The organism is Helicobacter bilis ATCC 51630 (genome assembly GCF_000686565.1).
GTDB classification, from domain to species: domain Bacteria; phylum Campylobacterota; class Campylobacteria; order Campylobacterales; family Helicobacteraceae; genus Helicobacter_A; species Helicobacter_A bilis.
The window spans coordinates 1-10304 of record NZ_JMKW01000064.1 but is presented as its reverse complement, the minus strand read 5'-3'; the positions used below and the strand labels follow the sequence as shown (position 1 = coordinate 10304).

10 protein-coding genes and 1 pseudogene are annotated in these 10304 nt (G+C 35.3%); 2 read left to right on the top strand and 9 right to left on the bottom strand.

The window, feature by feature from the left end:
• The 9 genes and pseudogenes from T368_RS0110050 to pyrD all read right to left on the bottom strand — a co-directional run.
• Positions 1–419, bottom strand: a 419-nt coding sequence (locus T368_RS0110050) for an autotransporter domain-containing protein (protein WP_230455612.1), incomplete at its 3' end; no start/stop codon positions are given.
• Between the two features lie 165 nt (positions 420–584).
• A complete protein-coding gene (fliS, locus tag T368_RS0110045; protein ID WP_004086047.1) occupies positions 585–974 on the bottom strand; it encodes a flagellar export chaperone FliS in 390 nt (129 codons plus the stop codon).
• Between the two features lie 9 nt (positions 975–983).
• The gene (gene fliD / locus T368_RS0110040; protein ID WP_004086045.1) at positions 984–3023 is read right to left on the bottom strand and encodes a flagellar filament capping protein FliD; all 2040 of its coding nucleotides are present in this window, start codon (positions 3021–3023) and stop codon (positions 984–986) included.
• A 288-nt stretch (positions 3024–3311) separates the two neighbouring features.
• Positions 3312–3641 carry a YraN family protein gene (locus T368_RS0110030; RefSeq protein WP_004086043.1) on the bottom strand — a complete coding sequence of 110 codons (330 nt, stop codon included), beginning with the start codon at positions 3639–3641 and terminating at the stop codon, positions 3312–3314.
• A 133-nt stretch (positions 3642–3774) separates the two neighbouring features.
• Positions 3775–4221: a hypothetical protein gene (locus T368_RS0110025; RefSeq protein WP_230475002.1), complete on the bottom strand. Its 447-nt coding sequence runs from the start codon at positions 4219–4221 to the stop codon at positions 3775–3777.
• 9 nt (positions 4222–4230) lie between these two features.
• Positions 4231–4365 (bottom strand): annotated as a pseudogene (locus T368_RS17330) (class I SAM-dependent methyltransferase); the annotation flags it as partial.
• A 31-nt stretch (positions 4366–4396) separates the two neighbouring features.
• Positions 4397–4648 carry a hypothetical protein gene (locus T368_RS0110020; RefSeq protein ID WP_004086040.1) on the bottom strand — a complete coding sequence of 84 codons (252 nt, stop codon included), beginning with the start codon at positions 4646–4648 and terminating at the stop codon, positions 4397–4399.
• Between the two features lie 77 nt (positions 4649–4725).
• Positions 4726–5994 carry a M16 family metallopeptidase gene (locus tag T368_RS0110015; protein ID WP_004086038.1) on the bottom strand — a complete coding sequence of 423 codons (1269 nt, stop codon included), beginning with the start codon at positions 5992–5994 and terminating at the stop codon, positions 4726–4728.
• A 38-nt stretch (positions 5995–6032) separates the two neighbouring features.
• Positions 6033–7106, bottom strand: coding sequence for a dihydroorotate dehydrogenase (quinone) (pyrD, locus tag T368_RS0110010; RefSeq protein WP_004086036.1), 1074 nt, complete (start codon positions 7104–7106; stop codon positions 6033–6035).
• A gap of 126 nt (positions 7107–7232) precedes the next feature.
• Between pyrD and waaC the strand changes: the two genes are divergently transcribed.
• On the top strand, positions 7233–8315 hold the full coding sequence (gene waaC / locus T368_RS0110005) for a lipopolysaccharide heptosyltransferase I (protein WP_004086034.1): 1083 nt from the start codon (positions 7233–7235) through the stop codon (positions 8313–8315).
• A gap of 304 nt (positions 8316–8619) precedes the next feature.
• The gene (locus tag T368_RS0109995; RefSeq protein ID WP_004086030.1) at positions 8620–9138 is read left to right on the top strand and encodes a hypothetical protein; all 519 of its coding nucleotides are present in this window, start codon (positions 8620–8622) and stop codon (positions 9136–9138) included.
• Positions 9139–10304 lie beyond the last annotated feature (1166 nt).

Sequence of the window (10304 nt, the reverse complement as noted above, 5' to 3'; positions counted from 1 at the left end):
TATGGGCTTTGTGTGATTATGCTTTGTCTAAGCCCTGCAACTGGGGCTATGGAGAAGCTTTGAAAAATAAATGGATAGCCTATATTTACATTTGCGTTGAGATTATATGCGTTAAAATCGCTATTAAAGGCTGTGCTTGTGCTAGAAAACTGCAACATATCTCTTGTTGCAAAAAAGCCAAATGTCCCATGTAAGCCTATGTCGATATTGATTTTTTCTAATAAGATTCTATCCATGAGAGAAAAACTTAACGCATGGCTTTGAAATGTGCCCTTATAAGTTTCAAAATGCGAGCCATATCCATAGGCAAAATGTGTTGCAAGTAAATGGGAGTATAGGCTTGTGTTATAAGTTTGCATAGAATCTAGGCTCTTGTCATTTTGAGTTCTATGAGAAAAATATCTTTTTTTCGATTCCATGCCAAATATTTCGCTTCGTAAATTATATAGTAGTCGTTTGAATCTAAACACAAAAAACAACATGTCAAACGATTTATTGATATTGAAGTGAATAAAATATGAAAGAAGTTATAGAATCCAACACAAGATTCTATAAAAGTGTATTCAAATTGTTTGCAAAAGATACTAGCGTCCTAGCTCTTCTTGATGTATTTCTCTCCATGCCTCTAATAAGCCCTTTGCTACATTCATAACAATATCGATTTTTTCAACATTGTTTTCCATGTTAGCCTGTGTTAAAAGCTTAATTTGATGCGTATAAAGCCCTGTAAGATATACTGCTACTTCACCGCCCCTATCATAGTCAAGGACATTTAATAGTTCCGTGAATATATCAGTAGTCCTATTGATATAGTAAATCTTCTTTTCTATATCAATGTCTTCTTGCTCCATACATCTGCGTGCCTGACCTAAAAACCTCAAAATACCTTCATACAACATTTCTATAAGCTTTGCTGGGCTTTCCACGCTTACAGAATTTTGCTGATACATATTATGGGCATTAAACGCTCTCATAACTGCTCCTTATTTCTTTTTGTCGTTAGCGGCGGCTTGGTCTATCATCATTTGAACGGCATTGAAAGAGTTATTTGCTTTTGCTATTTGCTCATCAAAAGACGCAAATCTCTGCTGCATGGTATCATATCTAGCATCAAGCATTTTCTTCGCTTTGTCTTTCTCTTGATTGTAGTTTTTTAGCTCTCTTTCAAGTGTTTGCTCAAAAGTTTTTAACTTAGCGTTTCCACCTTCTAATAAATCGGCTAAAACTTTATTTACTTTTGTAAAAACTCCATCATATCTATTATATTTTCCTAAACTATCCTTTTTTTCCCCACCATAAAACACTTCTTTTGCTTTTTCTGGGTCAGCACTCAATGCACTTGAGAGTTTGCCACCATCAAGCTGCATAACACTTTTATCATTCAGCGAGATTCCATAATCCATTAAGCTTTTTACTTCAAGTCCATTTGCAATATGTTGGGTAATGGCTTGGTTTAAATCTGGGCGAATGCTTCTTATAAGCGTTTCAGTATTAAATACCCCACCTCGTTTTGTATCTGGGTCAAACTTTGTAACCGCATCTAGCTTTGGCACGGTTTCATTATATACTTTTGCAAACTCTTGTATCTCTTTTACGATGTCTTCTGTATTTTGCGTAATGCTTATTACATCTGGTTTGCCCTCTTCTGATACTTTTTGTAAGTTTATGGTTAATCCGCCTACAATATCATCGATAGTGTTACTTGGACGCTTGATTGTCGCACCATTATATAGCACTTCAGAATCTGCAGCACTCTGCACATTCTTAATCTTTAGCACATTTTTTTGCAATGATGAGAAACCGCTATATTTCCCCGCTTTTAAGCCGACACTCTCAAGGGCTTGTGTCTCTTCTGGGCTTGTAGCCTTAATATCAATGGTAACGCCATCGCTATTTAAAGCAATCTTATTTTGACTTGCACTTGCTTGCACTCCACTGATTGTATTGAGAGCTTCTGCTACTGCTTGGGCGTTTTGGTCTGCGGTATTTTCTTTCTTTGTAATTTGGGCTAAATCTATCGTATTGCCATTGACTTGAAAGCTACCTGTAAGCGCCCCCTCTTTTACTTCAATATTGCTTGAATATAAATCTTGTGATTTTGATTCTTTTTGCATAAAGCCTAGATTGCCCGTTTTATCTCCGCCGACATTAATCTTAAAGCCTCTTCTATCATTGATGATAAAACCTCTGCCCTCATTTGGCAATCCAAAGGTAATATCACCATTTTCTACTAAGTCTTTTGTTGCTTCATTCGCACTTAAGGCTTCTTTTAGTGCATTTTGTAACATTAGGAATCTATCACTAGCAGATTGTGGAATGTTGAGAGTAACACTTATTTTATGCATTTGTCCATCTGTGCCTTTTACTTCTATGAAGAAGTCTTGCTCCCCTTGTAAGTCAATATCAAGATTCCCCATGCCCTCTGATCGTAAAAGAGAACCAAAATAGATTCTACTATTCTCGCCTGTCTCTTTTGAGTTAATCATAAGTTGATAGGGCTTTTCCCCACCAATTTTCATAATAGAACCCATGATTTTCCCATTTGTCGCATCGGTTATGGCTTGACTCACTTCACCAACGGTCATTCCCCCTTTTATCTCAACGCGATAGCTTTGCCCATCGCTAAAAAAGTCAAGCACACCATCATCATTACTAAAGGCATCATCTCTTGAGGCAAACTTTGTGCCGACTTCATTAATATCGCTTTTTGCGAGTTGTTTTACTTCCATATTGATATTTTGCACAGGCACACCAGCTGCTGCACTAGCTTTTACTGCTTCGCCAGATACGCTTACATTTCGCCCTAAGAATGTAGAGTAGTCAGAGAGTTTGCGTGTGTGTTGTCGCAATGTTTCAAGGGCAGTTTTTATCTCTACAAGTTGCTTTTGCTTCTCAATATTTAGCTCCATTTTTTTATCAACAGGTTTAATAACATTGTCTTCATCGGCTTTACGCAATTTATCAATAACATCAGCATTTAAAACCGAGCTACCAAGCCCAAGAGAAGTAATCTTTCCTGCCATAACGCACTCCTAAACAACATTGCGATTTATATTCAAATAAGTTCAATCAAAAGTATAAGAAATTTACATTCCATACTTACATATTCTGCTTGTGTAATATGGAATCTTTTTTGTATTGTATCCAACATTTTTTTAGACTAGAATACAAAACATACTCTCTAATCGGCATTTTTATAGAATCTTAAAGTATTTTGTTGTAATAACTTTAAATATTTTTAGCTACTTGGCTAGTCTTTTTTTGCCATTGCATAAACATAATTTTTGATATCGATTCTAAAAAATATTGCATTACAATCCAAATGTAATATTTTCAATGAATGTAATATTGTCTTTATAGATACTCACCGCATCTATGCAAAAATGGCTTACAATCTGTCTTTGGTCTAAAAAAACATGTATAGTTTTTGTGAGTCTTTCTAGCTTTTTTGGCGTGATATTTACAAGTGGATTGATACAATGCGATGATTTTACTTCTATAAAATGTAGGATAGAATCTTTTTTCATAATAAGGTCGATTTCACCATAACGACTATGAAAATTTTGCTCAATAAACTCAAACCCCAAACTTATAAGATATTCTAATGCTACTTGCTCGTAATATCTACCCTTTTGTCGCATGAAAATCACAACCTACACTTAAATTATGTTATTATATCAAGTTAAATCAATCTTTATCAAGTCTTATTAATGACATAATAACAGACTTTAGTTTGATTTAAGGAGTGTGGATTCATGATTCTCATCACACAAATCATCTTGTTCTTTTAAAATATGCTTTTACTCTTCTTCTAAATTTTTTCCATTTTGACATTTTCGCAATACTCTCAAGATTAAACCATTGTGATTGCAGAGTTTCCATATTGTCGAATGCTTCTATCAAGTCTTGTGGATAGTGTTTTGCTATGTGATTTTTAAACACTAGCATATCTTTCTTTGGAGGCATATACACCCATGGAAAATGCAGGATTCTAAAATAATATTCATAGAATCTACTTTGATCGCTATCAAGCACACAAGCACCAATATTTTGAAATGCAGTGCCATAATTATCATAGGGTTGCGGGATAGTCTTTTTTCCAAATAAGCTTAAAAAGAGAAGAGCACAAATGTTATGGTGGCGATTATCAAAATCCATTGTATGATATGCAATATCGTGTAAAATTATTGTGGCATTTTCACTAAGATATGGTAGCACCATTAGAAAATCTAGCCCTTCTCCGGGTTGGGCATGCACAGTATCAATTATGCATAAATCAATGGAATCCCCTACATTTTCTAAGTATTTTGCACAATACCCACCCTTATAAACCTGATAATAATCTCTTAAATGAGGGACAAGCAAATCAACTAGAAAGCCGCTTTCACGCGGATTTTTAGTTGTTACCCCCCCCCCCCCATTCTAGATCACGATAATATGTTTTATTGTAATCGATGGCATAAAATGCGGTAGAGTTAAGGCTATTGTGCTTTTCAAGAAAATCTAAAATAAGCGTGCTGTTCGCTCCAGCGGCAACACCAATTTCTAGAATCTTTTTTGGCTTCTTGTCTTCTATACACTCAAGCACAAACTGCCTTTCTCTCGCAGTCATTTCTGAAAATTCTGCTATGGCTTCATGATTTATCATGTTTTTCCTTTTTATTAAAATATAGTTGTGCTATTGTATCAAAGTTTGATAGAAAATAAAAATAGAAATTTTGTTTTCTACTTTCTCATAATCAAAGTTGTTGCTTGATCTAGCACAAGGTATTTTTTTGCGACATCTTGAATTTGCTTGGTGTTTAAAGATTCTAGATTTTTTTCATAATCTAGTAGCGGTTGTATATCGCCTCGCACAAAATATGAGCCAAAGAGTCCTGCCACAGAGCTTGCACTCTCTAGGCTATAAATAAAACTTGCACGAGTGTTTATCTTAATTTTATCAAGCTGTGCCTGTGTGATTTGTGCTTTTTTTAGCTTTTCAATCTGTTTTAATATCTCTTCTTTCAAGACATTTGCACTTACTCCCGCATTGCCTGTTGCTATAATGATAAACATGCCTGAGTCAATCATATCCATATTATACGCACTCACAGATGAAGCAAGTTGCAATTTATCCTGCAAGATAGATGGTAAAATCGCACTTTTACCACCGCCTAATATATCGCCGATAGCCTCTAGTGCTACTTGGTCTTTATGTGTAAAACTTGGTGTTTTAAAGCCCATGATAAGCCATTCTATCCCGCCTGTATCCTTTTTGATATATGCCTCTCTTATGCCATCTTGGATTGGCTCTTGCATAATCACTTTTGGAATCTCGCCTTTATTCTTAATCTTGCTAAAATATTTTTCCGCACCGCTAAATACATCTTGTGGATTGACATCACCACTTACAAGTAATATCGCATTTTGTGGTTGATAGTAAGTCTCATGGAAGCTTTTCACATCTTGCAAACTCCAATTTTGTATATCAGTCATAAAGCCTATGGGCGTCCAGTGATATGGGTGATAGACATAGGCGGTATTAAAAAAGCGAAAGTATAAATAGCCACTAGGCGTATTATCTGTCCGCCATAATCTCTCTTGGGCTACCACATCTCTTTCTGATTGAAATTCAGAATCTATAAATTCTAGATTCTGCATGAGTTCAGCAAAAAGCTCTAAGGATTTATTTAGATTTTGTGTGCTAGATTTAATAAAATAGCGTGTATAATCAAAGCTTGTAGAAGCATTATTCACACCGCCCATTTGCTTTACTATCTCATCAAATTCACCAGCTTTTAGATTCTTTGTTGTTTTAAAATTCATGTGTTCTAGCATGTGTGCTATACCGCTTTTCCCCATGACTTCATTACGAGAGCCGACTTTATAAAATACATTTGTCTCAATTACATTACTTTTATTATGCAGTGGAATCACCACGACTTGCAAACCATTTTCAAGAATCTTGCTTTCATATTTTGGCAATACACTGCCAAATGCAATACTACTCATTATACAAACTCCTAATACAATTTTTTGATATAACTTCATCATTGAATCGCTACTCCAATCGCTTCGTTTATATGCTTGAATCCATCGGCTTTTAGCTTTTCTGCTAATTCATTATTCATGCGAGATATAAGCGTTGGACCTTCATATATCATACTGCTTAGAATCTGCACTAAACTTGCCCCAAGCTTTATCCTCTCATATACTTCATTAGAATCACCAATGCCACCAACAGAAATAAGCGTAGTTTTCTTATGAAAATTCTTCCCTAAGATTCTTAAAACTTCTTTAGATTTTGTGCTAATAGCTTTACCGCTAAGACCACCAAAGCATACATCATTTTTTTTCACTGGATTTGATACAAGGCTATAATCAATGCTTGTATTTGTAGCAATGATCCCATTTACACCATTTTGGATAGCCACATCGCATACAGTAAGCATAGATTCTATCTCCATATCAGGCGATATTTTAATGAAAATTGGCTTATTTGTTATGCTTTTTGCCATCTCCATAAGCTCTTTTACAAAGCTTTGATTTTGTAAATCACGCAAACCGGGCGTATTTGGCGATGAGAGATTAAAGGTGAAATAATCGCCATAGTCTTTGAGTGTATCAAGGCTTAATTCATAATTTTTTAGAGAATCACCTTGTGCGATATTCTTATTTTTGCCAATGTTTATACCAAGCGGGATACAAAAGGGATATACTTCCTTTAAATGTGCCAACATTCCCCTTGCCCCGATATTATTAAAGCCCATTGCATTTTGCAAACTCTCTTCTTCTACATGGCGAAACATGCGAGGCTTTTCATTCCCATCTTGAGGCATTTGCGTAACACTGCCTAACTCTAAATATCCAAAGCCAAGACTAGCTAAAGGTCGCACAGCTTCTGCGTTTTTATCAAATCCACTTGCAAGTCCTATGGGATTATAGAAGCACAAACCATGTATATCTTGAGCTAAATTTTCATGGATACGACAATAACACTTTGCAATCATAGATTCAAATAATGGAATCTTTTGTGGCATTTTCATTACTTTTATTGCGAAGTTGTGAATCTTTTCGGCATCACATTTATACAAATAAGGTCGTATTTTTTTATAGAATCCCATGTTTAACCCTCAAATAATAAACAAAATGCTAGATTATATCAAAACACAATAAAATCCTGCTTAATATGACAAAAAGTTTCTAAGCTTATCTATGCTATAATCTTAAGTTCTATAGAAAGGAAAAACATGAGAATTGCTATCATACGATTATCTGCATTTGGTGATGTTGTCATCGCATCAAGTATGCTTGCTGGGCTTAAAGCACTCGGTGATTATAGGATAGAATGGTTTGTTGATGAGAGATTTAGCGGTATTTTAGAGCATTCCCCTTGTATCACAAAGATTCACTCACTACCATTTAAAAAGCTTTTAAAAAGCATAGGTGGGCTTTTAGAGATACGAAGATATTGTAAGAGTTGCGGTGAATTTGACATGGTGGTAGATATGCAGGGGCTTATAAAGTCAGCCATTGTCGGTAAATGCCTTGTGTCTAAAAAATTTGTCGGCTTTTCTAAAGATGGGGCAAGGGAGGGCTTTGCTAGCTATTTTTACACACATAAGGTATCAATACCCTATGATTCTAATATCCTTGAGCGAAATTTCTCTGTGCTTTTTAGCCATATAAAAGAGTTTCAGGCAAACCCTTTTACACTTGAGCGAGTTATGCCCTTGCATTCACAAGGACTAGGCTTTAGCTATCATTTTATTACAGAATCTCTAACTTTACATTTTTCAGCACTAAATCATATGGAAGAAAAGCCCTATACTTTTTTATTTATCCTTGAAGCTTCTATTAAAGAGAAAATGTATCCGATAGAAAAATACGCAAAATTAGCACAATTACTGCAAGGCTTATTGCAAAATTGCCATTTTCACATTTTGTGGAATGAGGATAAAGACAGGGCAGATTCTATGCTTATGCTGTTAAAAAAGCAAGGATTAAGGGCTACGCAGCTTGATAAGCTTGACTTCAATAGTTTGAAATTTGTATTAAGGCAGATTGATTGTGCTATCGGTGGTGATACGGGTGTAACGCATCTTGCATGGGCTATGGGGACAAACTGCATTACACTTTATGGGAATAATACAGAGAGTAGCGGTAAAAATATGCGAGATACAAAGCTTAGTCGTGTATTGCTTGGGAATCCTTATGTCGTCTCAAAAGGCACAAACTTTGAGATTGAAAGCATAGAACCACGAGAGATATTTGAAGTCTTTAAGCACAATGTGCTTGAATCTTTAGAGGCTTTAGAATCTTTGCAAGAGTGAGTAATCGTTGCGAATATGCTTTTAAGCTTTGTCTTAGTTATCTTTTTGTAAAATAAGCCGATTTGTCATTAAATTTAAAAGGAGTGAATCATGGTAAAAATGTATAAAAGGCTAGGATTAAGTATCGTGTTAGCAAGTGTGCTTGGAGTGAGTGCGAATGCGGCTTGTGATTCTATAACTTTGTGTTGGTGGTAATAATAGAGCAGATGGGGACTTTAAGGGCGACTATGGTGCGTTAGATATTGACTTAATCGTTATACGGCGATTGCTATTTTCTTTAAACTTGAAGGGTGGCTCTGGGTCTATGGGCGTTTATGGACCAGATTTTACAGACAATCTTAATGGCAGTCTGCTTGGTGGCAATGCGGGTGCGTTTGCGGCGACACATTTTAAAATAGGATTCAATGTCGCAAGTTTAGAATCTCCGCTCTATATCAGTTTTATTGGCGGTGTTGATGGATATGCGGGTGCGTTTGGCTATGGCTTGGCAATGTATGGTGCGGAATTGCAAGGCAGAAAGTCATTTGGCGGAAGGACTAGTCTATTGTATAGCTTTGGCGGCGGTGCGGCAAATTCGATATATGCTTTCACACAAGGCAAGGCAGAGGCGGCAAATGGTGGCACAGGTGATGTTGGCTATAGTCTGTTTGGCTCTCTTGGTGTGGATATAAGCATGACAAGAAATCTAGGATTCTATATCAAAGCCATTGCAAAGTATTATAATATACCAGCAAGTAGCCCCGTGCAAATCAATAATCAAACTATAACTCTTCCCCATGCCAACGCATGGACTACCATGCTAGAGACTGGACTTAGATTCTAAACATTTGGCTGAATTTAGAGAGTTACTATCTGTGAGAATTGGATTAGACTTGTTGATATGCTTATAGTCTAGATATTTCTCAATGCGATTGGGTTGTGCGTTTGATTATGCTTGGGTTAGTGTTTGCATTACTATGAGTGATCAATTGGTATAACCTCTTGGATGCTACTTTATCCATGCGAAAATTTTATTGAGAATATGCGAACACGGGATAGAAACCCAATGTATGGGGTTTTTACAATGCTAGAGTCGATTCTTTCGGATTGCTAGGATTAAAAGGACTAAGTCTAAGATTTTTATCTTCTTTCATCCCTCTCAACATTATTATCTTTTAGGATACTTTGGATTGGTAATGTTAACATAGATGTCGATTTGATCTTCAAATATATCTGGAAAATATTTTGCAATTTTTCCTTTTTTATAAAACCAAATATCCAAAATAAGATTACATGCGGGTTTTTGATCCATGAACATAACAGTATCAAAAGCATCAGAATGTTTAATATAAACAAATTCAATGTTGTTCCTGATTCGACATAATTTAAAACACTATATTTATCATGGTTCATATCATCTGTCTCTACATAGAAATTGTATTCTCGCACTTTTCGCTTGAGTTTTTCAATCGTCTTATCTTCTAGGGACAACCATAGTGCAACTCTCACAGTTTGGCACGAGATATTTTGCTTGTGCAAACCACAAAGATGCATTACATAGACAAATTGAATTGTGTGCAATACTTTAAAAATACAACACTTTTCAAGCTCCAAACCCCCAAAATACCGACCTCTAAACACTAAGCAAAAAAGCCCTTTTACTTTTTGTGTATCCTTTTTGCATTACTACATAAAATCACAAGCAAAATAACACATATTCTAAAGATTTCAGTTTTGATTATGGTGTATGAATAAGGTTTTAAAGTTTTGTTTCTTTCCTGTCTTTAAAATACCCTTAATAACTTAAAATACAAGCCTTTTTTATATGATTTTTATCTAGTGATTATATATTACATTTTCACTTTACAAAGTGTTACAAACTAAGCAATGCAAAATTACAAATTAATTAAAGCTTTGATACAAATTAAAATTACATAAGCAAACAATGCTTTATTTTTGCATTCTCTACTTAATGGATTTTATAAGCTTTTATTGTGTAGTTTTATATGC

Excerpts from the sequence above, each read along its gene's own strand:
- T368_RS0110020 (WP_004086040.1), bottom strand. The coding sequence starts at position 4,648 with ATGATAAATCATGAAGCCATAGCAGAATTTTCAGAAATGACTGCGAGA.
- T368_RS0109995 (WP_004086030.1), top strand. The coding sequence starts at position 8,620 with ATGGGCGTTTATGGACCAGATTTTACAGACAATCTTAATGGCAGTCTG.
- waaC (WP_004086034.1), top strand. The coding sequence starts at position 7,233 with ATGAGAATTGCTATCATACGATTATCTGCATTTGGTGATGTTGTCATC.
- fliS (WP_004086047.1), bottom strand. The coding sequence starts at position 974 with ATGAGAGCGTTTAATGCCCATAATATGTATCAGCAAAATTCTGTAAGC.
- pyrD (WP_004086036.1), bottom strand. The coding sequence starts at position 7,106 with ATGGGATTCTATAAAAAAATACGACCTTATTTGTATAAATGTGATGCC.
- T368_RS0110025 (WP_230475002.1), bottom strand. The coding sequence starts at position 4,221 with ATGGTGCTACCATATCTTAGTGAAAATGCCACAATAATTTTACACGAT.
- T368_RS0110030 (WP_004086043.1), bottom strand. The coding sequence starts at position 3,641 with ATGCGACAAAAGGGTAGATATTACGAGCAAGTAGCATTAGAATATCTT.
- T368_RS0110015 (WP_004086038.1), bottom strand. The coding sequence starts at position 5,994 with ATGAGTAGTATTGCATTTGGCAGTGTATTGCCAAAATATGAAAGCAAG.
- fliD (WP_004086045.1), bottom strand. The coding sequence starts at position 3,023 with ATGGCAGGAAAGATTACTTCTCTTGGGCTTGGTAGCTCGGTTTTAAAT.